Origin of the sequence: Amycolatopsis azurea DSM 43854 (assembly GCF_001995215.1) — a bacterium.
Taxonomy (GTDB): domain Bacteria; phylum Actinomycetota; class Actinomycetes; order Mycobacteriales; family Pseudonocardiaceae; genus Amycolatopsis; species Amycolatopsis azurea.
In genome coordinates this window covers 1-25,540 of the sequence record NZ_MUXN01000015.1, presented here as the reverse complement: position 1 = coordinate 25,540, position 25,540 = coordinate 1, and the positions used below count along the sequence as shown (strand labels likewise).

Below are 25,540 nucleotides of genomic sequence, written 5' to 3'. Positions count from 1 at the left end.
ACCGGTTGGGGTGAAGATGGGCACGATCGAGGGTTACCGAGTCGCGGACTACCTGCTGCACTACGCCGCTCCCGGACGCAGACCGGTGGTGCCACCCGAAGCGCTGTGGACAGCCTGCGTCACCCAATTGGTCAATGAGACCGATGTGTCCCGGATCGGTAGGGCAGCACTGACTCGGCAACGCTACGGGCTTGCGTTACCCCTGTTGGAACGGGCCGCCGAGGCCGGTTTGCCGGTCGCTCTGCACGACCTGGCCGAGGTGCATCGCAAGATGGGCAACGCGGACGAAGCGAGGCAGGTCGCGGATCGGCTGGCCGCCTCACCGGAACCGGACGCCGAACTTCAACGGCTCTTGCTGGCGGGTTGGGATTTCGAGGAGATCTTCGACCTGGCGGAGCAAGGCAACGAGTACGCGCTCGGTCACCTGATCGAGTACGGCAATCCCGAGTTGAGCATCGCCTTGTTGCTGGAGTTTCACGACACAGATGACGACTGGGTCTGCGTCAAGCTGGCGGAACGGTACGAGGAGATCGGTGAGCTCGACAAAGCCATCGATCTGCTGAAAATACTCGTGGCACGCGGTCACGATGACTCGGTACTGGCCCTCGCCTCGTACCTCAAACAGCAGGGCCGGTTCAACGAGCTGTACGAACTGACCGAGGAGGGCTACTTCGACGCGGCGATCTGCCTCGCAGAGGTGCTCGTGGAGCGCGGTGATGAAGAGTGGGCACTCGACGTGCTCCGCGACTTCGCGGATCAGGGCAGTGGCGAGGTGGACTCGGTGCTGGCCGATCTCCTGCGGAAACAAGGTGAGCTCGATGAATTGGTCGAACTCGCCGAGTCTGGAGTCGAGCAAGCTGTCAGCGAGGCCGCCGAGCTGCTGAAGGAGCGCGGCGAACCGGACCGAGCGTTGGATCTCCTGAAGCGAGCGGCCGCTGAACCTGGAGCGGAGTACGCCAAGAGCCGATTGGCTCGGTCACTGGCCGAGCTGGGCCGGGTCGAGGAGGTCAAGGCTATGGCCGACGCCGGGAGCAGATCGGCGGCGAGGGTCCATGCCGAAGTGATGCTCACGGCCGGGAAAGTGGACGACGCTGTTCGCTACAGCGAAGGTGCGTTGGGATCGGACATCGACAAGCTCGTCGCCGCTCTCGTGGAGGACGGACAAGCCGATCGTGCGGTGGAGCTGCTTCGAAGTAAGTGCGATTCAGACGAGCGTTTCTACACGATCCGGCTCGGCGAACTGCTCAAAAAGCTTGGTCGAGCCGACGAACTCCGGGCAAGGATCGATCTCGGGGACGAGGCCGCCGCCAGCAGCCTCGGTGAACTCCTGATCGAACAAGGCAAGACCGACGAAGCGGAGCGACTGCGCAAGTTCGGCCTGACACCAGAGGGGGACATCGCGAGTGTTCCGCCTTCTTGGACGTGACCTACGGGTGCCTGTCCGCCTGCTCCGCGAACACCCGCACCGCTTCGTTGATCGCCGCGCAGCGCGCGTTGCGGACCGCCTCGTTCAGCGGCCGCAAGGCTTCCGCTCGCCGCAGCGCCGCGGACGCGGAGAGCGCGCCGCCCGGGTCGTCGGACTCGGCGATGGCGAGGATCGCCGCGATCTCCTCGGACCGCTGCAGCACCCGCAGCGCCCGGCCGGGCATCCCGGCGGGCCAGGGCGAGTCGGTGGCCGACCGCAACCGCGCCGACAGCTCCGCTCGCACGCCCGGCCGCTCGCTGGCGACGTCCAGGCTCTGCAACGCGCCGGCGCTCGCGCGGATCGCGTCGGTCAGGCCGTGCTCTGCCTCGCCCAGCGGGCGGTACTCGAGGACACCCGGCATGGGTACCGAGTACACGGTCCACCGCATGAGACCTTCGGCGATCGCCTCGGGCACCACGCCGTAGCCGAGATCCGGCAGCAAGACGGCCTCGCCGGTCCGCAATGCGGCCTCGGTGAACGGCCCGCCGCCGCCCAGTCCGCGGACGTCGCCGGGCACCGGGAGCAGGAGCTGCATGCTCTTCGCACCCTGTGAGCGCAGGGCGAGCAGCAACTGGACCGGGGTCGCCGCGCGGTTGAACGCGAGCGGCAGGTCGAACGCCTCGGCGGCGGCCGCGTCGGCGGCGACGAAGTCGTGGGCTTCGCCCCAGACCTGAAGGGCGTCAAGGATGTCGTCGGAGGCGGCGGCTCCGTTCAGCCACGCCGAAGACCAGACCGCGAGGGTCGCACTAGGACGGCACACCGGACTGATTTTAGTCGGGCTTCGAAGCAGGTGTGCCAGAGGTCAGTGTGCGAACAACGACCGCAGCCGGGTTCCGTTGGCGATCACCGCCACACCGATCAGGACGAGTCCACAGAGTCCTTGTTCGACCCGCATCCACACCGGCAGGAAACCGGGAAGCGAGATCAGCACCGCGATGGCCACGACCATGGCCGCCGAGGCGATCCGCAGCCGCAGGTACGCGCCGCGACGGCCCCGTGTGGTTCCGAAGACGAACAGGAGCAGCACCACGGACGCGATGAGGACGCCCTCGCCGCGGACCCAGACGAGGTCGGTCACCAGGTCCGGCCGGTTTCGCCAGAGGTAGGCCACGAGGAGGGCGAGGACGCTGAGGGCGATGTAGCAGGAGACGAGCACCTTCATCCGGAGGAAGTCGGCGCGAACGCGAGGGTGGCGGAGTTCGGTGTCCGGCACGGGTGGTTTCTTGGGCATGCGTCCAGCCTTCCGGGGCGGCGCGTCCGGCACATCGACCGATCCTTTGAGCCTGCCTCAACCGATCGGTTGATCCAGAGCTGGAGTTGGTTCACGTCGACAGGGGCCATGATCGCGACGTAGCGTCGAACGGGTGAACGATGTTCCCGCAAACCTGCCCCGGACCGCCGGGGACCTTCGCGCGGCCGGCCACCTGCCGCGTTCGATCAAACAAGAACTGCACGACAACCTCCTCGCCAAGCTCCGTGCCGGGGAGGACCCCTGGCCCGGGATCGTCGGGTTCTCGCGGACCGTGGTCCCGCAGCTGGAACGCGCGCTGCTGGCCGGGCACGACCTCGTCCTCCTCGGCGAACGCGGCCAGGGCAAGACCCGCCTGCTGCGCACCCTCGCGGGGCTGCTCGACGAATGGACGCCCGTCATCGAGGGCGCCGAACTGGCCGAGCACCCGCTCGACCCGATCACCCCGGAATCACGCCGCCGGGCCGCCGAACTGGGCGACGCCCTGCCGGTGACCTGGCGCCACCGCGACGAGCGGTACACGGAAAAGCTGGCCACACCGGACACTTCGGTCGGCGACCTGATCGGCGACGTCGACCCGGTGAAGGTCGCCGAAGGCCGCAGCCTCGGCGATCCCGAGACCATCCACTTCGGACTCGTCCCGCGCGCCCACCGCGGCATCGTGGCGATCAACGAGCTGCCGGACCTCGCCGAACGCATCCAGGTCGCGCTGCTGAACGTGATGGAGGAACGCGACATCCAGGTACGCGGGTACACCCTGCGCCTGCCGCTGGACGTCCTCCTGGTGTCGACCGCCAACCCGGAGGACTACACCAACCGCGGCCGCATCATCACCCCGCTCAAGGACCGGTTCGGCGCGGAGATCCGCACGCACTACCCGCTCGACGTCGACGCGGAGATCGCGGTCGTCCGGCAGGAGGCGCGTCTGGTCGCCGAGGTCGGCGAGCCGCTGCTGGAGGTGCTCGCCCGGTTCGTGCGGAACCTGCGTGAATCGGCGGTCATCGACCAGCGGTCCGGCGTCTCGGCCCGCTTCGCCGTCGCGGCGGCGGAAACCGTCGGCGCGGCCGCGCTGCGCCGGTCGGCGCTCACCGGCGAGGAACCGGCCGTGGCGCGTCCGGTCGACCTCGACGCCGTACCCGCTGTCCTGCGCGGCAAGCTCGAATTCGAGCCGGGCGAGGAGGGCCGCGAGACCGAACACCTCGTGCACCTGCTGCGCCGGGCGGTCGCGGAGACGGCCCGTTCGCGGTTCGCCGGACTGGACCTCGTGCCGTTGGCCGACGCCGTCGAAGCCGGGCATCTGGTGGCCACCGGGGAACGCGTCCCCGGCAAGGACGTCCTCGCCGCCCTGCCGGAACTGCCCGTGCTCCACGACGTCGCCGCTCGCGCCGGGGTGAGCCCGGACGAACCGGCGGGGCGGATCGCGGCCGCGGTCGAACTGGCGCTGGAATCCCTGTTCCTGTCGAGGAGACTCGCCAAGGACTCCGACGACTCGACGACCGTCTACGGCCGATGAGTTTCCTCCCTGAGGGTTATTCGTACGGGCCGTGGCACGACGGTCCCGATCCGCTGGCGCCGCCGGCGGACCTGCGGGACGCGCTCGACGAGATCGGCCGCGACGTCATGGCCGGTTCGTCGCCCCGATCCGCGCTGGAAGAGCTGTTGCGCCGCGGCACCCCGCGCACCGCGGGGCTCGACGAGCTGACCAGGCGGCTGTGGCAGCGGCGGTCGGAGATCCAGCGCCGGCACCGGCTGGACGGCACGCTCCAGGAGGTCCGACAGCTGCTCGACGAGGCGCTGGAGGCCGAGCGGCGCGAGCTGTTCCCCGACCCGGACGACGACGCGCGCTTCCGCGAGGCGCAGCTCGACGCGCTCCCGCCGGGAACGGCGGCGGCCGTGCGTGAACTCGCCCAGTACGACTGGCGTTCCCAACAGGGCGGGGAGAACTACGAGAAGATCCGCGACCTGCTCGGCCGCGAGCTGCTGGATTCCCGCTTCGAGGGGATGAAGGAAGCCCTGCGGAACGCGGGCCCGGAAGAGGCCGAGCGGGCGAACAAGATGCTCGCCGACCTCAACGAACTCCTGGCCGCGCACGCTCAGGGGCGGGAAGACGTCCCCGAGCGGTTCGCGGAGTTCATGCGCGAGCACGGCGAATTCTTCCCGGAGAACCCGAAGAACGTCGAGGAGCTGATCGACGTCCTCGCCGCTCGCTCCGCCGCGGCGCAGCGGATGCTCAACTCGATGACGCCGGAACAGCGCGCCGAACTGGCCGAGCTGTCCCAGCAGGCGTTCGGCGATCCCCGCCTCGCGCAACAGCTGTCTACTTTGGACGCCCAGCTGCGCGCGCTGCGGCCCGGCGAGGATTGGACGTCGTCGGAGCGGTTCCGCGGCAACGATCCGCTCGGCCTCGGCGAGGGCGCCAAGGCGATGTCCGACCTGGCCGAACTGGACGCGCTGGCCGAACAGCTCGGCCAGTCCTATCCGGGCGCGAGGCTGGAGGACATCGACGTCGACGCGCTGGAACGCCAGCTCGGACCGGACGCCGGCGTCGACGCGCGACGGCTGTCCGAACTGGAACGGGAGCTCCGGCGCCAGGGCCTGTTCGAACGGGCGCCCGACGGCACGCTCCGGTTGTCTCCCAAGGCCTTGCGCAGGCTGGGGGAGACGGCACTCGCCGACGTCGTGAACGCGTTGCGCGGCAAGGCGGGGCAGCGGGAGACCGAGTCCGCCGGGGCCGCGGGCGAGCCGACCGGCGCGACCAGGCCGTGGCGGTTCGGGGACATGCAGCCGTGGGACGTCTCCAGGACGGTCCGCAACTCCGTCCTGCGCTCGGTCTCGGTGGGCGAGCGTTCGGTCCGGATGGACGTCTCCGACGTCGAGGTGATCGAGACCGAGCACCGGTCGCGCGCGGCGGTCGCGTTGCTCGTGGACACCTCGTGGTCGATGGTGCAGGAGGGCCGCTGGCTGCCGATGAAGCGGACGGCGCTCGCGCTGCACCAGCTGATCAGCACCCGGTTCCGCAACGACGCGCTGCAGCTGATCACCTTCGGCCGCTACGCGACGTCGGTCGAACTGGCCGAACTGGTGGGCCTGGAAGGCGCCTGGGAGCAGGGCACCAACGCCCATCACGCGCTGCTCCTGGCCGGACGGCATCTGCGGCGGCACCCCGACGCGCAGCCGGTGGTCCTGATGGTCACCGACGGCGAGCCGACGGCGCATCTGGAACCCGACGGCACGGCCGAATTCGACTACCCGCCCCAGCCGAGGACGCTGCTCAAGACACTGTCCGAAGTGGACCGGATGGCGAAGCTCGGTGCGTCGGTGACGGTGTTCCGGCTCGGCGACGACCCGCGCCTGACCGAGTTCGTCGACCTGCTCGCGCGCCGCTCCGGTGGCCGTGTCGTCGCCCCGGACCTCGACGGGCTCGGCGCCGCCGTGGTCGGCGACTACCTGCGGACCAGGAAGCGGTAGCTCAGCGGCCGGTCACCTTGATCCGGGCTCCCCGAGCCGGTTCCAGGGTGATCGGCCGTGACCGGATCCGTTCCGGCCGCGCGTGTTCCGGGGCGACGGTGAACCGGCCGAACAGCTCCCGCAGCACGATCGAGCCCTCCATCAACGAGAAACCCGCGCCGAGGCACCGGCGAGCGCCACCGCCGAACGGCAACCAGCTGCCCGGCGGGGGTGATCCGTCGAGGAACCGCCGCGGCCGGAAGAGCTTCGGATCGGGGTGATGGCCGTCGTCGCCGTGGACGACGATGATCGACGGCATCACATCGAATCCGGCGGGGATCCGGTAGCCGCCGATTTCGATGTCCTCGGTCAGCCGCCGGACGACCTCGCCGATCACCGGGCGCAGCCGCAACGACTCCTTCATCACCGCTTCGAGTGCCTTTTCATCGCCTTCGTCCGCCGCCCGCGTGGTGAACGCGGCCTGTCCGGGATCCCGGGAAATCTCGTGCAGCGCCCAGGCGAGCGCGGTCGCCGTCGTCTCATGTCCGGCGAGCAACAGAGTGACCAGCTGGTCGCGGAGCTCCACGTCGCTCAATTCGTCCCCGTCGGCGGGCACGGTGAGGAGCCGGGACAACACGTCGCCGCGCTGGTCGAGGTCGGTGGCCTGGCGGCGTTCGGCGATCTCCGCGAAGAGCAGTTCGTCGACCCGGGCCTGACGTGCCGCGTACGTGCTCCAGGGCCGATAGCGCTGCAAGCGCGGGGTTTGCCAGCCGATCACCTGGACAAGGCCGATCTCCACCAGATGCCCGATCAGCCGCCTGAGTTCGTCGAGCCGCGGGCCTTCGGCGACACCGAACACCACTCGCAGGATGATCTCCAGCGTCAGCGCGCGCATCCGGTCGTGCGCGCCGAACGCCCGGTTCTCCGGCCAGCGGTCGAGTTCGACCCTGGTCAACTCGGTGATCATGTCGCGGTAACCGCGCAGTGCCGCGCCGTTGAACGCGGGCATCAGCAGTTTCCGGGTGCGCAGATGCGTGTCTTCGTCGGTGACCAGGATGGAGTCGTCGCCCATCACCGGTTTCAGGATGATGTTGCCCTCGCCCGCGTGGAACGTCGTGACCGGGCCGGAGAACACGGCCTTGATGTCCTCGAGATCGGTGAGCATGACGATGTCGCGGTGCGGCGTGGCCTTCAACCGGACGACGGATCCGTAGCGGCGCTGGAGCAGCGGGAGCACGTGATGCCGGAGATTGCCGACGACGAGCGTCTGGACGAGGCCGGGCAGCGGGGGCCCGGGTGGAAGTGCGGCCGACACGGTGGTTTCAACTCTCCCCATACCCCGGTTCTACGCGCGGAGCGGGACGACGTCCACCTACGCTGGGCCGATGGGGTATCCGGTGGGAAAGGTCGCGGCGCTGTCGGGGGTCACCGTGCGCACGCTGCACCACTACGACGAGATCGGCCTGCTGTCACCGAGCGGGCGGACGGCCGCCGGATACCGCAGCTACAGCGACGACGACCTCGAACGGTTGCAACGCGTCCTGTTCTACCGCGAACTCGGCATGGGCCTGGAGACGATCGCGAAGGTGATCGACGATCCCGGCGTGGACGCGCTGGAGCACCTGAGGCGTCAGCGGGGCCTGCTCGTGGAGCGGATCGGCGAGCTCACGCGGATGGTCGAATCCGTCGACCGGGTGATCACGGCGAAGGAACTCGGCAATGCTCTGACACCGGAGGAGCGGTTCGAGGTCTTCGGCGGCTTCCGTGAACCGGAGGGCTACGCGGAGGAGGCAGTCCGCCGGTGGGGCGAGACCCCGCAGTGGCGGGCGGCGGTCGTGCCGCTGTCCAAGGAGGACTGGATCGAGGCGGAGAAGAGCCGGGAGGACTGGGTCAGGCGGCTGCTCGACGTGTTCGACTCCGGCGAGCCCGCCGACGGTGCCGCGGCGATGGACCTCGCCGAGGAGCACCGCGGGATGCTCGCGGCCTTCATGGGGGAGTGCGACTTCGTGACGCATCGCCATCTTGCCGAGCTGTACGCGACCGAAACGGTCCAGCTGGGCTTCCTGGTACGCGAGCCGGACCAGCGGCCAGGGCTCGGCGAGTACATCCGGGACGCCGTCGACGCCAACGCCGACCGGGCCGGGAAGTAGCGACTTCGGTTACTCCGGCCGTGTTCGTCTCCCACCGGACGGGAACGGCGCCGAGGCTCCGCTTACAGTCGGGGTATGCAGACTTGGTCATCGGTCGACGTGCCCCGTATCCCCGGCACCCCCCGTCCGCTGCGGCTCCACGACACCGCGACGGGGCAGATCCGCCCCACCGCGCCCGGGTCCACCGCCCGGATGTACGTCTGCGGCATCACGCCGTACGACGCCACCCATCTGGGGCACGCCGCCACGTACCTGACGTTCGACCTGGTGAACCGCCTCTGGCGGGACGCCGGGCACGACGTCCACTACGTGCAGAACGTGACGGACATCGACGAGCCCCTGCTGGAGCGGGCGGAGCGGGACAAGGACGACTGGGTCGTCCTCGGCATGCGCGAGACGGCGTTGTTCCGTGAGGACATGACCGCGTTGCGGGTGCTGCCGCCGCGGCAGTTCGTCGGGGCCGTCGAGAGCATCCCGGAGATCGTCGAGGTCATCGCGAAGCTGCTGGCGAACGGCAGCGCGTACCGCGCGGACGACGCGGAGTACCCGGACATCTACTTCGACCACAACGCGACCGGGCACTTCGGTTCGGAGTCGAACTACGACGCCGAGACCATGGCCAAGTTCTTCGCCGAACGCGGCGGTGACCCGGACCGGCCGGGCAAGCAGCACCCGCTCGACGCGCTGCTGTGGCGGATGGCGCGGCCGGGCGAGCCGTCGTGGGAGTCCGAACTGGGCGCGGGACGCCCCGGCTGGCACATCGAATGCAGCGCGATCGCGGTCAACCGCCTCGGTCTCGGCTTCGACGTCCAGGGCGGCGGCTCGGACCTGATCTTCCCGCACCACGAGTACAGCGCCGCGCACGCGGAGGCCGTCGCGGGGGACCGCCCCTTCGCGCGGCATTACGTGCATGCCGGGATGATCGGCCTCGACGGCGAGAAGATGTCGAAGTCGCGCGGGAACCTGGTGTTCGTCTCGCGGCTGCGCGCCGACAAGGTCGACCCGGGCGTGATCCGGCTCGCGCTGTTCGCCGGCCACTACCGCGAGGACCGGCCGTGGACCGCGCAGCTGCGCACGGAAGCCGAAGACCGGCTCGCCCGCTGGCGTGAGGCCGTCTCCCTCGGCACCGGCCCGGCCGCGGAGGACACCGTGGCGCGCCTGCGTGACCACCTCACCGACGACCTCGACACGCCCAAGGCGCTCGCGGCCGTCGACGCGTGGGCGGAGCAGGCCCTGAACCGGTCCGGGACCGACCCGGCGGCGCCCGGCCTGATCCGGAACGCGGTCGACGCGCTGCTCGGCATCGAGCTCTGAACGCACTGCTGGGGCGGACGGATCCGCCCCAGCAGTGCGTATAACGCCCTACACGGCGACGCGACCGGCTTCCAGCCGGAGGTGGTCGCCCGCCCAGTCCCGTCGCAGCCACCGATCATGAGAAGCGATGACGACGGCACCGGGCGCCGATTCGAGAGCGGCGAACAACTCCTCGGCCAAGGTGAGCGAGATGTGGTTCGTCGGCTCGTCCAGCAGGAGCACCTCCGGCGGATCGGCGATCAGCAAGGCCAGCGCGAGCCGTCGCCGTTGCCCGACCGACAGCGCGCCGACCCGGGTCCCGAGATCACGCGGGGCCAGCAGGCCCAGCCCGCGCAACGGGGGAGCGCCCTCGCCGAGAGCCTCGGCGTAGGTCCGCTGCGCCGTCTTCTCCGGCTCGGCGAACGCGACATCCTGTGCCAGCATGCCGATCCGCACCCCGCGTCCGGAAAGGACGGTCCCGGAATCCGGTGCCAGCGAGCCGGCGAGGACCGACAGCAGCGTCGACTTCCCGGCGCCGTTCCCGCCGGTGATCAGGAGCCTCGACGTCGTCGTGATGTCGAGCGTCGCCAGCCGCAGCCGCCCGGCGATCTCGATGTCCCGTACCGAGATCGCCGTCTTGCCCTCCCCGGGTTCGCCGGTCAGATCGCCCTGGAACCGCAGGGGCGCGGGTGGTTTCCGCACCTGGTCGCGTTCCAGCTCGTCCAGCCGCAGCTGCGCGTTGCGGACCCGGCGTGAGACCTGCTTCTGCACCCTCCCGGTCTTGAAGTCGTAGAGCATCTTGGCGTTGTCGCGCTGCGGCCGGTTGTGCGCGACGTTGCGCGCGGTGACGGCCACCGATTCGCGCAGTTCCTTCAGTTCGTCCTGCTCCTCGGCGAAGCGCTGTTCCCAGCGCGCCCGTTCGGCCCGTTTCTGGTCCAGGTAGTCGGAATACGCGCCGCCGTACCTGGTCGGGCCGCCCAGCGCCGGGTCGAGGTCGACGATGTCGGTGCACACCGCGTCGAGGAACACGCGATCGTGCGACGACAGCACGAGGACACCGGTCAGCGACGCGAGATGCTGCTCCAGGAACTCCATCGCGGCGTCGTCGAGGTGGTTCGTCGGCTCGTCCAGGACGAGCGTGCCCGGCCGCCGGATCAGCAGCGCGGCGAGGCCGAGCCGTGACCGCTGCCCGCCCGACAACGTGCCCAGTTCGCGAGCCGGGTCGATCCCGGCGAGCCCGAGGCCCGCGCACACGACCTCGGCCCGCCGGTCGGCGTCCCAGAGATCGTGCGCCTGGGCCCATTCGAGCACGCTGCCGTACTCGTCGAGCACCGCCGCGTCGTCCGGGTGTTCCGCGAGCGCTTCGGTCAGTTCGTCGAGTCTCGCCGACGCTTGCCGGATCTCGGCGAGCGCGTCGTCGATGACGTCGGAGAACCGCGCCGTCAGCGGGAAAGGCAGTTCCTGCAAGAGGAACCCGAGGTCGTCGCCACGCAGGACCTCGCCGCCGTGCGGCTCTTCCACCCCGGCCAGCAACCTCAGGAGCGTGGACTTGCCGACGCCGTTCTCACCGACCAGGCCGAGCCGTTGCCCGGCCGAAGCGGTGAGGTTCACGCCGTCGAGCACGACACGGGCGCCGTAGGAGTGGACGAGGTCTTTGGCGATCAAGGAAAGAGACATACGACATCACCGTGCTTCTTCGGACATGAGGGATCCCCGCCGGGCGTCGTGGCTTACGGGAGCGGTGCTCGACCGAAGCCGCCTCGGAAACGGGGAAGGCGCGATGTCAGTTGTCCATGATGCGAGCAGTCTAACGCAACCCGTGTAGCGTTAGTCAACCCCTTCTTTCCGGGATCCGGATCGCAGCCGTGTGGCCTCCTGTTCGGCGAAGGCGCGTCCGTCGGTCAGGACGCCGAGAAGCGCGGCGAGCTGACGCCGGTCGAGCCTGGCGAGCCGGTCGCCGAAGAACCGGGCCATGGGGGAGTAGAGGTCGGCGACGTCGTCCAGCCGGTCGGGGAGCGGGCGCACCGCGAGGCGGCGGCGGTCGGCGGGATCGGGGACGCGTTCGACCAGGCGCCGCGCCTCCATGCGGTCGAGCATCCGGGTCACCGCGCCGGTGGTCATGCCGAGCGCTCGCGCCAGCTGGGTCGGCGAGGTCGCGGCACCGCTGATGACCAGCTGGAGCCCGTGCAGCTCGGTGGGGCTGATCCCGAGCCGCTCCGCCATGGCCGTCTGGAACAGGACGGTCGCGCTGACGAACCGGGGGATCTCCAAAGCCGCCGCGGTGGCGAGTTCTCGCTGGTCAGGCATGTGCTTCCTTCGTGCAGTAGCTGATTCAGACAGTTACTGCGCTACGCAGCAACTGTCTGGGCAAGGGTATCGGGAGGGGTTTCTTGACATCTTCGAGGTCACCTGTGAATCTGAAAGAGAACTTTCGAAAGAAGTCTTTCAGATTGGATCGGGTCGATGACGGGGTTGCCGCCGCGCAAGCGGATCGAGGACGTGGAGCTGATGCGGGCGCTGGCGCATCCGCTGCGGTCGGCGCTGGTGGACCACCTGATGGCGGTCGGCCCGCGGACCGCGAGCGAGTGCGCGGCCGCGGTCGGCTCGACCGCCTCGAACTGCAGCTGGCACCTGCGTCAGCTGGCCCAGCACGGTCTCGTGGAGCGGGTCGAGGGGGAGGACGGGCGAGAGCGGCCCTGGCGCGCTTGTCAGGTCGGCATCGAGTTCGGCGACGACCCGGAGCTGCACGGGGCACAGCTGGCGGTCGTGGGTACCACCCTGGCGCGGGAAAAGGAGCTGACCGAGCGCTACCTCGACGCCGCCGACCGGCTCGACAAGGAATGGCGGGACGCGTCGGGGATCAACAACTACTCGCTGCGAGTGACCGCGGCCGAACTGGACGAACTGGCCAGGAGGATCGACGCGCTCGTGCGGCCTTACGTCGGCGCGATCCGTGAAGACGCCCCCGCGGGCGCCCTGCCGGTCCACTTGGGACTGCGGGCGTTCCTTCGCATCGACGCCGAAGGGAAGCCGAGCGCATGAAGCCGCTGAGAGAACCCGCCTTCGCGCGGCTGTGGATCGCCGCCTTCTTCTCCGAGAACGCCGAGTGGATGCTGCAGATCGCGCTGCCGGTGTTCATCTTCCAGACCACCGGTTCGGCGGCCACCACCGCGTTGAGCATCGTCCTCGGTCTGCTGCCCGCGGTGTTGCTCAGCCCGATCGCCGGCGTCGTGGCGGACCGCTGGAACCGGCGGCTGGTGCTGTGCGTGGTGTGCGCGGGACAGGCGTTCGTGGCGCTGCCGCTGCTGTTCGTCGCCTCCGGCGGCCCGGCGTTCGTGATCTACGGGGTCATGGCCGCACAGGCGGGTCTGGCCTCGCTGTTCGAGCCCGCCCGCAACGCGCTCGTGCCGGAACTGATCGCCCCGGACGAGTTGATCGGTGCCAACGGCCTCATGAGCATCAACGGCAGCGTCGCGCGTCTCGCCGGGGGCTGGGCAGGCGGTCTCCTGCTCGGTTTCGGTGGCCTCGGCTGGGTCGTGGTCGCGTACCTCGGCGTGCTGGTCATCGGTTCGGCCCTGCTGATGCGCCCGTTCCGGAGGGCCGCCGCTCCGGTCGAGGCAGGACCGCACGAGCCGGTGCTGCGAGCCTGGATCGACGGGCTTCGCGAGATCGGCCGCGAAGGACGCCTTCGCCTCGCCGGAGTCGTGGTGGTGCTGACCTCGCTGGCTCAGGGAATGTTCCTGGTGCTGTTCGTGGTCTTCGTGCTCGACATCCTCAAGGGCACCGAAGGCGACGTCGGCCTGCTGCGAGGTGTGCAGGCGCTCGGCGGGCTGGCGGCGGGGTTCGCCGTCGCCACCGTCGCCCGCAAGGTCGCGCCCACCGCCCTGCTCGGCTGGGGCGGGCTCGCGCTCGGTCTGCTGTCGGCGGTGATCTGGAACCTGCCCGCGCTGACCGCGTCTCTGGGCGTCTTCGTCGGACTCTTCGGACTGGTCGGTGCCCCCGGGGTACTGGCGGGGTCCGGTCTGCTCTCCCTGGTCCAGACGACCGCGTCGCCGGAACGGTCCGGCCGCGTCCTGAGCACCGTGTTCGCCGGGACCGCAGGGTTCACCGCACTGGGCGCGCTGCTGGCGGGCGGGCTGGTGACAACGCTGGGCAGCGGTGTCCTGCTGAACGTCCAAGCCGGTCTGCACACCGTCTCGGCGCTGGTCGTCCTGGGCGTGTCGGCGTCGGGCCGATTACGCGGCCATGCGGTTCTGGCGGTTCGCCGGTCCGAGTGAAGCTACGGTGGTGGAGTGCCGCATCTCTTCGCCACCAGCGACCTCCACGTCACCCATGAGGGCAACGCCCCGCTCGTCGACGAGGTCGTCCCCCGGACCCCCGACGACTGGCTGCTCGTGGCCGGTGACGTCGCCGAACGCGCCGAATCCGTGATCGGGGTGCTCAAGACCTTGCGCGAACGCTTCGCGAAGGTCGTCTGGGTGCCCGGCAACCACGAGCTGTGGACCACCCAGAAGGACGAATGCCAGCTCCGGGGCCAGGCGCGTTACGAGCATCTGGTCGAGCGGTGCCAGGAGATCGACGTCCTCACCCCGGAAGACCCGTATCCGGTGTGGGAACACCAGGAGAAGCCGCTCACGATCGCCCCGCTGTTCGTGCTGTACGACTACAGCTGGCGGACTCCCGCGGCCGAAGGGCTGCCGATGCTCACCGCCATCGAGCAGGCGCGCGAGGCGGGGGTGTTGTGCACGGACGAGTTCTTCCTGCATCCCGACCCGTACCCGAGCCGGCAGGCTTGGTGCGCCGACCGGGTGAAGATCAGCACAGAGCGGCTGGAGGCGATCCCCGAGGACCACGGGACGATCCTGATGTCGCACTGGCCGCTGCACCGGCATCCGACCGCGCCGCTGTACTTCCCGGAGTTCGCGCTGTGGTGCGGGACGACCGAGACCGAGGACTGGCACCGCCGGTTCCGGGCGGAGGTCGCCGTCTACGGGCACCTCCACATCCCGCGCTCCACCGAGGCGGACGGGGTGCGCTTCGAAGAGGTCTCGCTCGGCTATCCGCGTGAGTGGCGGAAGCGGGCGAGGGGACCGATTCCGCTGCGCCGCATCTTCTAGGGTGGGTTGGTCTCGCCGGTCGGCGTTGTGAAAGCCACGTTCGCAACGCTGAAGGTTGCGAACGTGGCTTTCGCAACACCAACTCTCGCCAGAGCGCGCTGGGCCGGTCCAGGTGGTCGTGAGTGGTAAGTGGTGTTCTAACGCGACTTACCACTCACGACCCGCTCGACCGGCCACTCACCGCCCCTGTTCCTCGGGCTGAAGGGAGCCTTCCTCGCATGCGATGCGGTGAAGGCTCCCTTCGCGACCGGACCGGTCGCGCGGAGCCACTGACCCGGCCGCCCTGTCGTGTGGGTCGTGAGTGGTGAGTCGCGTTCTAACGGACTCGTATTTACCTACCCATCGGTGTGGTCGACGGGGGAGGATTCCGGCCGTTGAACGTCCGGAATCTTCCCCCGTGACGTCGTCTGTCACCGGTCGTGACCGGCGCGATCTTGATCAACGGAGGATCGGGGACGCGGAGTGTCCCGGATCCTCCGTTGATCAAGCTCCGAAGCCGGGCGACACCGTGCGACCATGCAGGAATGACGATGAAGGAATCGGGACGTTCAACGTCCCAATTCCTTCATCGTCGAGCCCCGGAAACCGCCGAACCGCCACCCTCGCGCAGTTCAGGCGAGGGTAGGTAAAGACCGGTCCGCTCTAACGCGACTTACCACTCACGAGACCTCAGCCGCGTCCGGGACCGTCCTGCCCGGGACGACGGCGCCGCAGGTACCGCTCGAACTCGGCCGCGATCTTGTCCCCGCTCACGTCGTCGAGCGTGAACTCGGTCTCCGCGTCGCCGCGCTCCTCGAGCCCCCGGACGTACTCGCTGATCTCCTCGTCCTCTTCGGCCATCTCGGTGACCGTCCGCTGCCACTCCTCGGCCTGCTCGGGAAGGGCGCCGAGCGGGATCTCGACGTCGAGGACGTCCTCAAGCTTGTGCAGCAGCGCCAGCGTGGCCTTGGGTGACGGCGGATGCGAGACGTAGTGCGGCACGGCCGCCCAGATCGACACGGCCGGGACGCCCGCCTGCACGCAGTAGTCCTGCAGGACCCCGACGATGCCGGTCGGGCCCTGGTAGTTGTTCAGCTCCAGGCCGAACTGCGAAGCGGTGTCCTTGTCGTACGCCGTCCCGGTGACCGGGACGGGCCGGGTGTGCGCGGTGTCGGCCAACAGCGCGCCGAGGGTGACGACGGTGGCCACGTCCAGTTGCTGGATGTGCTCCAGCAGCTCGGCGCAGAAGGCGCGCCAGCGCATGTTCGGTTCGGGTCCCTGGACCAGCACGATGTCCCGGCTGAGGCCCTCCGGGCGGCACACCGAGAGCCGCGTGGTCGGCCAGTCGACCCTTCGGGTGACACCGTCCACCATGCGCACGGTCGGTCTGCTCACCTGGAAGTCGTAGTACTCGTCCGGACTCAGCTCGCTCAGCGGGGTCGCATCCCAGTTGAGCTGAAGATGCTCGACCGCCCGGCTGGCCGCGTCACCTGCGTCGTTCCATCCTTCGAAGGCGACGATCATGATCGGCTTGGTGTCATCCGGGTGGTCGCGGCCGGGCCGCTGGGTCTCGTCGACGGGCTCACTCACCGGACCAGCCTACGACCAGGCGGGTATTCACCGTTGAGCATGTCCGATCGCCTTCGCTCAGGGCGAACTACGCAGATGTTCCCTACCGCGACAATTCAGGCGCGATGCCTCGGCGTGGGTGTGATCGAGGCTCGGCTACCGTGGGGTACGGAACGTTGGATCGTGCAGGACCCGATCATGAGGGGGAGCCGTGACCGAACCGTCCACACTGGACGGACTCGCCGCCGTGCTGTGGGATATGGACGGCACGCTGGTCGACTCGGAGAAGCTGTGGGACGTCGCCCTCTACGAGGCCGTCGAAACACTCGGCGGCACGCTGACCGAGGAGCAGCGCCTGAGTCTCGTCGGGTCCAATATGGACGACACGGCCGCGTTCCTGCTGGAAGTGTGCGGAAAACCCGTCACCCCCGAGTCGATCGCGGAGATGGGGGAGTGGATCCGCAAGCGGACCGCCAACCTCTTCGACGGCCCTCTCCCGTGGCGCCCCGGCGCGCAGGAACTGCTCGAACTGTTGCGCACCAAGGGTGTCCCGATGGCGCTGGTCACCTCCACCGAACGGTCGCTGACCGAACTCGCGCTCAACACGATCGGCCGCGAGTACTTCGCCGCCACCGTCTGCGGCGACGAGGTCGATGGTCTGAACAAGCCGGACGCGCGGCCCTATCGGCTGGCGACGGAGTTGCTGGGAGTCCCCGCTTCCCGGTGCGTCGCGATCGAGGATTCCCCGCCGGGCGCGGCATCCGCCGAGGCGGCGGGCTGCACGGTCGTGGTGATCCCGAACGACGTCGACGTCGAACCGGGAGAGCGGCGGGTGTTCCGCTCGTCGCTGGTCGGCCTCGACGTGCCCACGCTGACCGCGCTCCTGCCCTGACCGCCATGTCGCATTTCCGCTAGACCTGGGTGGCGGAGTCGGTGATGCTTGCCCGGTGCATGAGGATTTCGAGCGCTGCGTACGGGCGGTCCAGGCGAAGGACGCCCGGTTCGACGGCTGGTTCTTCACCGCCGTCCTGACGACGCGGATCTACTGCCGGGCGAGCTGCCCCGTCGTCCCGCCCAAACCGGAGAACATGTCGTTCTACCCGAGCGCGGCGGCCGCTCAGGAGGCCGGGTTCCGCGCCTGCAAACGGTGCCGCCCGGACGCGAGCCCCGGTTCGCCGCAATGGAACGAGCGGGCGGACCTGGTGGCCAGGGCGATGCGGCTGATCGCCGACGGCGTCGTCGACACCGACGGCGTGAGCGGGCTGGCCGCCCGGCTGGGCTACAGCGTCCGGCAGGTCGAGCGGCACGTGCGCGCCGAACTCGGCGCGGGCCCGCTCAGCCTCGCCCGCGCGCAGCGCGCGCAGACGGCACGGCTGCTGATCGAGACGACCGGCCTGTCGATGATCGACGTCGCCCTCGCCGCGGGGTTCGGCAGCGTCCGGACCTTCAACGACACCGTCCGCGAGGTCTTCGCGCTGTCCCCGACCGAGCTTCGGGCCCGCGTCCGCACCGCGCCGGCGACCGCGCCAGGGACGCTGAATCTGCGCTTGCCGTACCGCAAGCCGTTGTTCCCGGACAACCTCTTCGGGCATCTGGTCGCGACCGGCGTCCCCGGTGTCGAGGAATGGCACGACGGCGCGTACCGGCGGACGCTGCGGTTGCCGCACGGTCCTGCCGTCGTCGCGCTCAAACCCGAAGACGGCCACATCGGCTGCCGGCTCACCCTGGCGGACCTGCGGGACCTCTCGACCGCGATCAGCCGCTGCCGCCGCCTGCTCGACCTCGACGCCGACCCGGTCGCGGTCGACGAGGCCTTGGTCGCGGACGGGTTGCTCGGGCCGCTCGTGGCCGCCGCACCGGGCAGGAGGGTGCCGAGGACGGTCGACGGCGACGAGTTCGCCGTCCGGGCCGTCCTGGGCCAGCAGGTGTCCACCGCCGCCGCTCGCACCCACGCCGCCCGGCTGGTCCTCGCGCACGGCGAGCCCGTCGACGATCCGGAGGGCGGTCTCACCCACGTCTTCCCGGACGCCGCCGCGCTCGCGGAGATCGACCCGGAGAGCCTCGCGATGCCGCAGAGCCGCAAGCGGACTCTGCTCGGTCTCGTCGCCGAGCTGAACGACGGCGAACTCGACCTCGGCGCGGGCAGCGACTGGCAGCGCGCCAGGGAGCGGCTGCACGCGTTGCCCGGTTTCGGCCCGTGGACCGTCGAGAGCATCGCGATGCGCTCGCTCGGCGACCCGGACGCGTTCCTGCCGACCGACCTCGGCGTCAAGATCGCCGCGAAGGGGCTCGGGCTCACCCCGGCCGCGTTCGCCGCGCACGCCGAGCACTGGCGCCCGTGGCGCGCCTACGCCGTCCAACACCTCTGGGCGACCGGGGACCACCCGATCAACCGGCTGCCCGCCGCCTGAGTTCCGAGGAGCGTCCATGCGCACGCACACCGTCATCGACAGCCCGTACGACCGGCTGACCCTGGTCGCGGACGGCGAGAGCCTCTGCGGCCTGTACATGGTTCAGCAGCGGCACCGGCCTGCCGAGGAGACCTTCGGCCACCCGGATCCGGGCGCGCCGATCTTCATGGAGACCGGGAAACAGCTGAAGGAGTACTTCGCCGGTCAGCGGACGGACTTCGATCTTCCGCTGAGCTTCGGCGGCACCGAGTTCCAGCGGATGGTCTGGGAAGGACTGCTCGGGATCCCGTATGGCGAGACGGTCTCCTACGGCGAACTCGCCGACCGGCTCGGCAAGCCCACCGCGTCGCGCGCCGTCGGGCTCGCGAACGGGAAGAACCCGATCGGCATCATCGTGCCGTGTCATCGCGTGATCGGCTCCAACGGTGATCTGACCGGTTACGGCGGCGGCGTCGAACGGAAGCGGCACCTGCTCGACTTCGAGCGTGGCGGGGCGGCGCTGTTTTGAGGTGTGATTCCGGCGGCAACACACCGGCCCGGGGCAGCGCGACGCGAGCGCGGATGGAAAGATCTCCAGACTGTGAAGACCTTCGATGAGCTGTTCGCCGAGCTTACCGAGCGCGCCCGTACGCGCCCCGACGGTTCCGGCACCGTCGCCGCGCTGGACGCGGGAGTGCACGCACAGGGCAAGAAGGTGCTCGAAGAAGCGGGCGAGGTGTGGATCGCCGCCGAGCACGAATCCGACGATAGGCTCGCGGAGGAGATTTCACAGCTGCTGTACCGGTTGCAGGTGCTGATGATCGGCCGAGGCCTGTCGAAAGAGGACGTGTACCGGTACCTGTGACGCGTCCGCGTCCGGAGAACCAAGGAGAAGCAATGCTGCGTGTCGCCGTGCCGAACAAGGGAGCCCTCGCCGCCGCCGCGTCGGAGATGCTCGGCGAGGCCGGCTACCGCAAGCGACATGAGGCCCGCGATCTGACCGTGCTGGACGCGGTCAACGAGGTCGAGTTCTTCTTCCTGCGCCCCAAGGACATCGCGATCTACGTCGGATCCGGCGAACTGGACCTCGGCATCACCGGCCGCGACCTGGCGCTCGACTCCGGCGCCCCGGTCGAGGAGATCCTCGGCCTCGGCTTCGGCGGGTCCACCTTCCGGTACGCCGCGCCCTCGGGCCGGGACTGGCAGGTCGAAGACCTCCAGGGCAAGCGGCTCGCGACGTCGTACCCGAGGCTCGTGCGGGAGAACCTGAAGCAGCGCGGGGTGGAGGCGGAGGTCATCCGCCTCGACGGCGCCGTCGAGATCTCGATCCAGCTCGGGGTGGCCGACGCCATCGCCGACGTCGTCGAGTCCGGGCGTTCGCTGCGCCAGCACAACCTCGTGGCCTTCGGCGATCCGATCTGCGTATCGGAGGCGGTGCTGCTCCAGCGGGCGGGGACCGAGCACACCCGGCCCAAGGACCAGCTGAAGGCGCGGCTGCAGGGTGTCGTGTTCGCCCAGCACTACATGATGCTGGACTACGACTGCCCGCGTTCGCTGCTCGACGCGTCCATCGCGATCACCCCGGGCCTCGAATCGCCGACCGTCGCGCCGCTCGCCGACGCGGACTGGGTCGCCGTGCGGGCGATGGTGCCGCGCAAGGAGGTCAACCGGATCATGGACGAACTCGCCGAGACCGGCGCGAAGGCCATCTTGGCCTCGGACATCCGGGCCTGCCGCCTCTAAGCCGGTTACGCGTGAAGGCCGCCTTCCCTCGACTCAGCCGAGGGAAGGGGGCCTTCACGCGCGTTCCGGGGTTTCGCTATCGGGGCCGGTTCGGCTTCTTGGGCATGAGGTCGTAGAGCCGCTTCCGGGCGCCGTTGTCGTTGGCGCTGCGCGTCACCGAGACCTCGGTGATGAAGTCCTCGAAGACGAACTCCTCGTCCGCGGGCACGATCGCCGGGGCGGGGTGGTTCGTCGCGTATCCGTCCAGCGTTTCCGCGATCTCACGGAACGACAGCGCTTGCAGGGTTTCCGGCGCGTATGTCGTCACCGGCACGCCGTGCGCGGCCGCCTCGTTCATCACCACGCCGAGCGGGACGTGCGACAACATCGGGATCCCGAACGAGTACAGCTCCTGCAACGCGGCCGCCGCGTAATGCGAGACCGGGCGGCGGTACAGCCCCGGAACCAGGCCGTAGTAAGCGATCGGCGGACGGCCGACGGTCTGTTCGACGTAACGCACCTGGTCCGAAAGCAGGCGTAGCGCCCGGATGCTCGTCCGGTCCGGCTGCACCGGCACCAGGATCCCGTGCGAAGCAGCCAGCGCGTTGTTGGTCAGCACGTCGAGGGCAGGCGGGCAGTCGATGATGATGTGGTCGTAGTTCGCGAACTGGATGACCCTGGCCAGCTGCCAGCCGGGGACACGGAACTGGTCCAGCCGCCGGATCAGGTCGAACATTCCCGGCGACGTCGGGATGACGTCGAACGCGCCACCCCGGCCGAGGTTGCTGCGCGGATGCCGCACGGCGAGTTCTTCGATCGGGCCCTTCCACACCTTGGTCAGGGCTTTTGCCAGGCTGGGCATATCGGGGGCCACTTCGTCCAGCCCGAGGAGTTCGGTCGTCGCGTGGCCCTGTGGGTCGAGGTCGATCAGCAGCACCCGGCGGCCGCGTTCGGCCAAAGCGGCCGCCGCGCCCACGCTGAGTGAGGTCTTGCCGACCCCGCCTTTCTGGTTGACCACCGAGGTGATCTGCATGCCGAAGCGCTCCCTGTGTCTGTTGTTCCGGGAAGGCTATTGGAAACACGCCGAGAAAGCGCGTCTATCAGCCCGCCTGTCGCGGTCGCACCAGAAGAGCCTGCGCTCCGGAGGCGATCGGGCCGGAGACGTCGTGGAGGGTCGTGGTCGCCGTGCCGATGCCGTTCGGGCCGACCAGGGTGGCCGCGTCGACGCCGATCCAGTCGCCCAGCGGCGGGCGGCGCAGGTGCACGGTCAGCTCGGAGTTGATGAACCACCACTCGCGCGGGTCGAGAAAATTCGAAATCCCGTTGCCGGAGTCCGCCAGGACGAACAGCCGCTGTAGCGCGCTCGGCTTCTCCCCGTCCACGAGGGCGACGCGCTGGCGGCCCCACACCGTCGCCGGACCGGGCTCGTCGAGCGCGCCCTTGACTCGCCGCCACTCGACGGCGTCGAGGTAGCCGCCGTGCCAGCCCTCCGGCCAGTTCGACGTCGGGAGGTCGTCCGGCGGTGGCAGGGCGGGCCCTTCCGCCGTGGCCACCGCGGTGGTGTCCGACGTCGCGATCCGCCACGCCGAGGCGCGGCCGACGACCCGCTCGCCGTGGGACAGTTCGGCTTCCAGCCACTCGACCGACCGTCCCGGCCGTTCCACCCAGGCCCGCACCGAAAGCTCCTTCAGCGGGGCGGGCCCGAGGATCTCGATCGTCACCCGCGCCAACTGGCTCGCGTGCGGCGCTTCGATCTCCTCGAGCGCGCGGACCAGCAACGCCGAAGGCGGCCCGAAGTGCTGCGCGTCCGGGGTCCACGGGCCCGCGGTGTGCTGGGTCGGGAGGTAGAGGCCCTCGCCGGCCGGTACGTAGAAGGCTTCCGTCACAGCAGCACCCTAGTCCGCGCGGTCCAATACGGACTCCTCGCCGGGATCCGGCTCGGGCCAGCCGGGGTACGGCGGGGGAGTGCCGCCGTACTGCGGGCAGAGCGCCTGGTGGTCGCACCACGCGCAGAGTTTGCTCGGATTGGGCCGGAAATCGCCGGTCTTGCCCGCTTTGAGGATCGCCTGCCAGATCGCCTCCAGCGTGCGCTCGAAGCGGATCAGCTCGCCCTCGTCCGGCGTGTAGGCGAGGGACTGGCCGTCGGTGAGGTACATCAGTTTCAGCTGGCGCGGCACGACACCGCGAAGCCGCCAGAGGACCACGGCGTAGAACTTCATCTGGAACATCGCCTTGGCCTCGCCGATCTCGCGGGGCGCGGCGCCGGTCTTGTAGTCGACGACACGGATCTCGCCGGTCGGTGCCACGTCCAGCCTGTCGACGTAGCCGCGAAGCAGCACTCCGGAACCCAGCTCGATCTCGACGTGCAGCTCGCACGCCTCGGGCTCCAGCCGACGCGGATCCTCGAGGCCGAAGTAGGTGTCGACGAGCTGCTCGGCCGACGAGAGCCACGACGTGACGGCCTCGGGATCGTCCTGGTCGAACAGCTCGATCCACTCCGGACGTTCGGCGGACAGGTCCTCCCACGCCGGCGCGAGCAGCTCCTTGGCCTGCGGAGGGGTGCGATCGGCCTGCGGCAGGGAGAACAGGCGCTCCAGCACGGAATGCACCAGCGTGCCGCGGAGCTGGGCCTTCGTCGGGATCTCGGGCAGTCTGTCCACCGCGCGGAAGCGGTAGAGCAGCGGGCACTGCTTGAAGTCGCTGGCACGCGACGGGGACAGGGCCGGCCGACGGCGCGGGACTTCGGCGCCGGGCGGCGGATCGGCGGTGACCGTGTCGGTGTCGGGCATACAGGGAGGGTATCGCCGGGCACCGACAGTTCCGGGACCGCGACGCACCGGAGTGGCATGACCGACACCACTCGGACGGGCAGGGCGGGTTACCGGTACCCCACACCTAGGCATCTACGCTCTGACACATGGCGGTCACGGGTGAGCAGGGCCCGCCTCGACGAGGCGTGGCACCGGAAGGTGGTCTCCTGCTGTTCCGCGTCTCCGGCATCCCGGTGCTGCTGGCCCCTTCGTGGTGGATCGGCTCCCTCATCATCGTCGTGCTCTACACGCCACTGGTCGGACGGCTCCTGCCCGGGGCGACCACGCTGACCTCGTGGCTGCTCGCGGCCGCGTTCGCGGTCCTTCTCGGACTTTCGGTGCTCGCGCACGAACTCGGGCACTGCCTGGTGGCGCTGCGGCTCGGCATCCCGGTCCGGCGCCTGCGGCTGTTCCTGCTCGGTGGCCTTTCCGAGGTCGCGAGGACTCCCCGCCAGCCGCGGCAGGAAGGCCTCGTCGCCGCTGCGGGACCGGTGGTTTCGTTGCTGCTCGGCGGTTTCTGCGGGCTGCTCATGTTCGCCGTCCCGGCGGAGAGCGCGGCGTGGCTGCTCATCGCCGAATGCGCCGTCGCGAACTTCGCCGTCGGGATCTTCAACCTCTTGCCAGGGCTCCCGCTCGACGGCGGCCGCCTGGTCCGCGCCGGGGTCTGGGCGGCGACGGGCCACCGGGAGAAGGGCACGCGGGCGGCGGTCGTCGGTGGCGGCATCGTCGCGGCGGGGCTGGTCGTCTGGGCGCTGTGGGGTCTGGCCGCGGGCAGCGAAGACCGCTGGCTGCGGCTCGGGGTCTGCGTCGTGACGGCGTGGTTCGTGATCCTCGGGGCGCGAAGCGAACTCGCCGCCGAAACGCGTCGAGGCTGGCCCGAAGGTGTGCGGCTGAGCGAGCTCGTCCGCCCCGTTCTCCAGCTTCCCGCGGAAAGCCCCGTCTCGGACGCGCTGGCCGCTTCGGCGGGCCGCGGGGTGGTCCTGGTGCGTGCCGACGGCGTCGCGGCGGGACTGCTCGACGAGACGGCCGCCGCGCATCTGGCCGGAACGTCGCCGCACGCGCCCGCGGAGATGGCCGCGGAGCCGATCCGCGCCGACACCGTGCTGCTTTCCTCGGAGTCGGGGGAGGAGATCGCCGAGCGAGTCCGGGAAACCGCCGCGTGGCAGTTCCTCGTCGTGGACGACGAAGGCAGGCCCGCGGGTGTGCTCCGGCGCGAGGACCTGCGCGCCGCGATGACCCGGAGCCGACCCCCGGCGTAGCGCGGTACGGCCACCTGCGAGGATCGGTGGTCCCGTCCGAGGCACTCTTTCCCGCCGAGGACGCATGGGCTCAGTAGTTCGCGGGTATGGAGGTTCAGTGTCGGTCCGAGGGCCGTTTCATGTTGGTGACCGGGTTCAGCTGACCGACTCCAAGGGGCGGCACTACACCATGGTCCTCGCCGAGGGACAGCAGTATCACACCCATCGCGGCGCGCTGGCGCACGACGACGTGATCGGGGCGCAGGAAGGCTCGGTCGTCACGTCGGCGGGCGGCAGCCACTATCTGGCGCTGCGCCCGCTGCTGCCGGACTACGTGTTGTCCATGCCGCGCGGCGCGCAGGTGATCTACCCGAAGGACGCCGCGCAGATCGTGATGTGGGGAGACATCTTCCCGGGTGCGCGGGTGCTCGAAGCGGGCGCCGGCTCCGGCGCGCTGACCTGTTCGCTGCTGCGGGCGGTCGGTTCGGAAGGCACCGTGCAGTCCTACGAGATCCGGGACGACCACGCCGAGCACGCCGAACGGAACGTGGAGAAGTTCTTCGGCCACAAACCGGACAACTGGTCGCTGACGGTCGCGGACCTGTCGACGCACACCGGCGAGGTCGACCGCGTCGTCCTCGACATGCTGGCGCCCTGGGACCAGCTGGAGACGGTCGCGGCGCATCTGGTGCCCGGCGGCGTGCTCACGGTCTATGTGGCGACGGTCACACAGCTTTCGCGGATCACGGAAGCCTTGCGGGACCAGCAGTGCTGGACCGAGCCGGAATCCTGGGAGACGCTCATGCGGCCCTGGCACGTCGTGAGCCTCGCGGTGCGGCCGGATCACCGGATGGTGGCGCACACCGCGTTCCTGCTGACGGCGCGCCGCCTCGCGGACGGGACCGTGTCGCCGCGGGTCCACCGCCGCTCCGGCAAGGGCTGACCCCACCGATACTGCCCGACCGAGGTGCCCCTCCCCGTCGGGTGCTGAGTCCGTGAAGACCTCCTTGAGGGACCCAGAGTCCCTCAAGGAGGCCTTCACGGACCGGCCTTCTTGCCGGCGGAGGCACCGAAGCGTCGCGAAAGCCAGGCGGTCTCAATCGGTTGTTGC

Annotated in this window: 24 protein-coding genes; 15 read left to right on the top strand and 9 right to left on the bottom strand. The window is 69.7% G+C overall.

Annotation, left to right across the window (positions count from 1 at the left end):
* Positions 1-16 precede the first annotated feature (16 nt).
* Positions 17-1,426 carry a tetratricopeptide repeat protein gene (locus B0293_RS43935; RefSeq protein WP_209437236.1) on the top strand — a complete coding sequence of 470 codons (1,410 nt, stop codon included), beginning with the start codon at positions 17-19 and terminating at the stop codon, positions 1,424-1,426.
* A gap of 1 nt (position 1,427) precedes the next feature.
* Here B0293_RS43935 and B0293_RS20075 read toward each other — a convergent pair whose 3' ends face one another.
* The gene (locus B0293_RS20075; RefSeq protein WP_005150185.1) at positions 1,428-2,225 is read right to left on the bottom strand and encodes a hypothetical protein; all 798 of its coding nucleotides are present in this window, start codon (positions 2,223-2,225) and stop codon (positions 1,428-1,430) included.
* A gap of 42 nt (positions 2,226-2,267) precedes the next feature.
* Positions 2,268-2,696, bottom strand: coding sequence for a hypothetical protein (locus B0293_RS20070; RefSeq protein ID WP_005150186.1), 429 nt, complete (start codon positions 2,694-2,696; stop codon positions 2,268-2,270).
* Between the two features lie 133 nt (positions 2,697-2,829).
* Between B0293_RS20070 and B0293_RS20065 the strand changes: the two genes are divergently transcribed.
* Positions 2,830-4,227, top strand: a complete 1,398-nt coding sequence (locus B0293_RS20065) for a sigma 54-interacting transcriptional regulator (protein WP_005150188.1) — start codon at positions 2,830-2,832, stop codon at positions 4,225-4,227.
* Positions 4,224-6,182, top strand: a complete 1,959-nt coding sequence (locus B0293_RS20060) for a vWA domain-containing protein (protein ID WP_005150190.1) — start codon at positions 4,224-4,226, stop codon at positions 6,180-6,182. Before B0293_RS20065 ends, B0293_RS20060 begins: the two co-directional genes overlap by 4 nt.
* 1 nt (position 6,183) lies before the next feature.
* Here B0293_RS20060 and B0293_RS20055 read toward each other — a convergent pair whose 3' ends face one another.
* Positions 6,184-7,497: a cytochrome P450 gene (locus B0293_RS20055; RefSeq protein WP_039915086.1), complete on the bottom strand. Its 1,314-nt coding sequence runs from the start codon at positions 7,495-7,497 to the stop codon at positions 6,184-6,186.
* A gap of 49 nt (positions 7,498-7,546) precedes the next feature.
* Here B0293_RS20055 and B0293_RS20050 point away from each other — a divergent pair, with 49 nt between their 5' ends.
* A complete protein-coding gene (locus B0293_RS20050; protein WP_039915090.1) occupies positions 7,547-8,311 on the top strand; it encodes a MerR family transcriptional regulator in 765 nt (254 codons plus the stop codon).
* Between the two features lie 75 nt (positions 8,312-8,386).
* Positions 8,387-9,625 carry a cysteine--1-D-myo-inosityl 2-amino-2-deoxy-alpha-D-glucopyranoside ligase gene (gene mshC, locus B0293_RS20045; protein ID WP_039915092.1) on the top strand — a complete coding sequence of 413 codons (1,239 nt, stop codon included), beginning with the start codon at positions 8,387-8,389 and terminating at the stop codon, positions 9,623-9,625.
* A 48-nt stretch (positions 9,626-9,673) separates the two neighbouring features.
* Here the strand turns inward: mshC and B0293_RS20040 are convergent, their stop codons facing one another.
* Together B0293_RS20040 and B0293_RS20035 are read right to left on the bottom strand one after the other, a co-directional pair.
* Entirely contained in the window at positions 9,674-11,281 is a 1,608-nt protein-coding gene (locus B0293_RS20040; protein ID WP_005150194.1) for an ABC-F family ATP-binding cassette domain-containing protein, read from the bottom strand.
* A gap of 150 nt (positions 11,282-11,431) precedes the next feature.
* Positions 11,432-11,911, bottom strand: a complete 480-nt coding sequence (locus tag B0293_RS20035; protein ID WP_005150195.1) for a MarR family winged helix-turn-helix transcriptional regulator — start codon at positions 11,909-11,911, stop codon at positions 11,432-11,434.
* A gap of 156 nt (positions 11,912-12,067) precedes the next feature.
* Here B0293_RS20035 and B0293_RS20030 point away from each other — a divergent pair, with 156 nt between their 5' ends.
* From B0293_RS20030 to B0293_RS20020, 3 genes are read left to right on the top strand one after another with little or no spacing between them, the layout of a single operon-like run.
* Positions 12,068-12,646: an ArsR/SmtB family transcription factor gene (locus B0293_RS20030; RefSeq protein WP_005150196.1), complete on the top strand. Its 579-nt coding sequence runs from the start codon at positions 12,068-12,070 to the stop codon at positions 12,644-12,646.
* On the top strand, positions 12,643-13,881 hold the full coding sequence (locus B0293_RS20025) for an MFS transporter (RefSeq protein ID WP_005150198.1): 1,239 nt from the start codon (positions 12,643-12,645) through the stop codon (positions 13,879-13,881). Before B0293_RS20030 ends, B0293_RS20025 begins: the two co-directional genes overlap by 4 nt.
* A gap of 15 nt (positions 13,882-13,896) precedes the next feature.
* Positions 13,897-14,721, top strand: a complete 825-nt coding sequence (locus tag B0293_RS20020; RefSeq protein ID WP_005150206.1) for a metallophosphoesterase family protein — start codon at positions 13,897-13,899, stop codon at positions 14,719-14,721.
* Positions 14,722-15,390: 669 nt separating this feature from the next.
* On the opposite strand, the gene B0293_RS20015 is transcribed toward B0293_RS20020, so the two are convergent.
* Complete coding sequence (locus tag B0293_RS20015; protein ID WP_005150209.1) at positions 15,391-16,290, bottom strand: PAC2 family protein; 900 nt, start codon at positions 16,288-16,290, stop codon at positions 15,391-15,393.
* Between the two features lie 190 nt (positions 16,291-16,480).
* On the opposite strand from B0293_RS20015, the gene B0293_RS20010 reads away from it, so the two are divergent.
* The 5 genes from B0293_RS20010 (at position 16,481) to hisG (ending at position 20,402) form a co-directional block, all read left to right on the top strand.
* The gene (locus B0293_RS20010) at positions 16,481-17,161 is read left to right on the top strand and encodes an HAD family hydrolase (RefSeq protein WP_005150211.1); all 681 of its coding nucleotides are present in this window, start codon (positions 16,481-16,483) and stop codon (positions 17,159-17,161) included.
* Positions 17,162-17,216: 55 nt separating this feature from the next.
* Complete coding sequence (locus B0293_RS20005) at positions 17,217-18,680, top strand: DNA-3-methyladenine glycosylase 2 family protein (protein ID WP_005150214.1); 1,464 nt, start codon at positions 17,217-17,219, stop codon at positions 18,678-18,680.
* Positions 18,681-18,696: 16 nt separating this feature from the next.
* Positions 18,697-19,188 (top strand): methylated-DNA--[protein]-cysteine S-methyltransferase, encoded by a 492-nt coding sequence (locus B0293_RS20000; RefSeq protein WP_005150215.1) that lies wholly within the window; start codon positions 18,697-18,699, stop codon positions 19,186-19,188.
* A gap of 72 nt (positions 19,189-19,260) precedes the next feature.
* A complete protein-coding gene (locus tag B0293_RS19995; RefSeq protein WP_005150217.1) occupies positions 19,261-19,524 on the top strand; it encodes a phosphoribosyl-ATP diphosphatase in 264 nt (87 codons plus the stop codon).
* Between the two features lie 32 nt (positions 19,525-19,556).
* Entirely contained in the window at positions 19,557-20,402 is an 846-nt protein-coding gene (gene hisG / locus B0293_RS19990; protein ID WP_005150220.1) for an ATP phosphoribosyltransferase, read from the top strand.
* A gap of 76 nt (positions 20,403-20,478) precedes the next feature.
* On the opposite strand, the gene B0293_RS19985 is transcribed toward hisG, so the two are convergent.
* The 3 genes from B0293_RS19985 to B0293_RS19975 all read right to left on the bottom strand — a co-directional run bounded on the left by B0293_RS19985 (position 20,479) and on the right by B0293_RS19975 (position 23,170).
* Positions 20,479-21,414: a ParA family protein gene (locus B0293_RS19985; protein ID WP_005150222.1), complete on the bottom strand. Its 936-nt coding sequence runs from the start codon at positions 21,412-21,414 to the stop codon at positions 20,479-20,481.
* A 67-nt stretch (positions 21,415-21,481) separates the two neighbouring features.
* Positions 21,482-22,267: a thioesterase family protein gene (locus B0293_RS19980; protein WP_005150224.1), complete on the bottom strand. Its 786-nt coding sequence runs from the start codon at positions 22,265-22,267 to the stop codon at positions 21,482-21,484.
* 9 nt (positions 22,268-22,276) lie between these two features.
* Positions 22,277-23,170 carry a RecB family exonuclease gene (locus B0293_RS19975; RefSeq protein ID WP_005150226.1) on the bottom strand — a complete coding sequence of 298 codons (894 nt, stop codon included), beginning with the start codon at positions 23,168-23,170 and terminating at the stop codon, positions 22,277-22,279.
* Between the two features lie 128 nt (positions 23,171-23,298).
* Between B0293_RS19975 and B0293_RS19970 the strand changes: the two genes are divergently transcribed.
* Both B0293_RS19970 and B0293_RS19965 read left to right on the top strand, forming a co-directional pair.
* Complete coding sequence (locus tag B0293_RS19970; protein WP_052014235.1) at positions 23,299-24,450, top strand: M50 family metallopeptidase; 1,152 nt, start codon at positions 23,299-23,301, stop codon at positions 24,448-24,450.
* Between the two features lie 97 nt (positions 24,451-24,547).
* Complete coding sequence (locus B0293_RS19965; protein WP_005150232.1) at positions 24,548-25,372, top strand: tRNA (adenine-N1)-methyltransferase; 825 nt, start codon at positions 24,548-24,550, stop codon at positions 25,370-25,372.
* The last annotated feature ends 168 nt before the right edge of the window (positions 25,373-25,540 follow it).

Coding starts and splice junctions, on each gene's coding strand:
- B0293_RS20040 (WP_005150194.1), bottom strand. CDS start 11,281: ATGTCTCTTTCCTTGATCGCCAAAGACCTCGTCCACTCCTACGGCGCC.
- hisG (WP_005150220.1), top strand. CDS start 19,557: ATGCTGCGTGTCGCCGTGCCGAACAAGGGAGCCCTCGCCGCCGCCGCG.
- B0293_RS20060 (WP_005150190.1), top strand. CDS start 4,224: ATGAGTTTCCTCCCTGAGGGTTATTCGTACGGGCCGTGGCACGACGGT.
- B0293_RS20070 (WP_005150186.1), bottom strand. CDS start 2,696: ATGCCCAAGAAACCACCCGTGCCGGACACCGAACTCCGCCACCCTCGC.
- B0293_RS19975 (WP_005150226.1), bottom strand. CDS start 23,170: ATGCCCGACACCGACACGGTCACCGCCGATCCGCCGCCCGGCGCCGAA.
- B0293_RS43935 (WP_209437236.1), top strand. CDS start 17: ATGGGCACGATCGAGGGTTACCGAGTCGCGGACTACCTGCTGCACTAC.
- B0293_RS20030 (WP_005150196.1), top strand. CDS start 12,068: ATGACGGGGTTGCCGCCGCGCAAGCGGATCGAGGACGTGGAGCTGATG.
- B0293_RS20000 (WP_005150215.1), top strand. CDS start 18,697: ATGCGCACGCACACCGTCATCGACAGCCCGTACGACCGGCTGACCCTG.
- B0293_RS20035 (WP_005150195.1), bottom strand. CDS start 11,911: ATGCCTGACCAGCGAGAACTCGCCACCGCGGCGGCTTTGGAGATCCCC.
- B0293_RS20055 (WP_039915086.1), bottom strand. CDS start 7,497: ATGGGGAGAGTTGAAACCACCGTGTCGGCCGCACTTCCACCCGGGCCC.
- mshC (WP_039915092.1), top strand. CDS start 8,387: ATGCAGACTTGGTCATCGGTCGACGTGCCCCGTATCCCCGGCACCCCC.
- B0293_RS19985 (WP_005150222.1), bottom strand. CDS start 21,414: ATGCAGATCACCTCGGTGGTCAACCAGAAAGGCGGGGTCGGCAAGACC.
- B0293_RS20050 (WP_039915090.1), top strand. CDS start 7,547: ATGGGGTATCCGGTGGGAAAGGTCGCGGCGCTGTCGGGGGTCACCGTG.
- B0293_RS19970 (WP_052014235.1), top strand. CDS start 23,299: ATGGCGGTCACGGGTGAGCAGGGCCCGCCTCGACGAGGCGTGGCACCG.
- B0293_RS20025 (WP_005150198.1), top strand. CDS start 12,643: ATGAAGCCGCTGAGAGAACCCGCCTTCGCGCGGCTGTGGATCGCCGCC.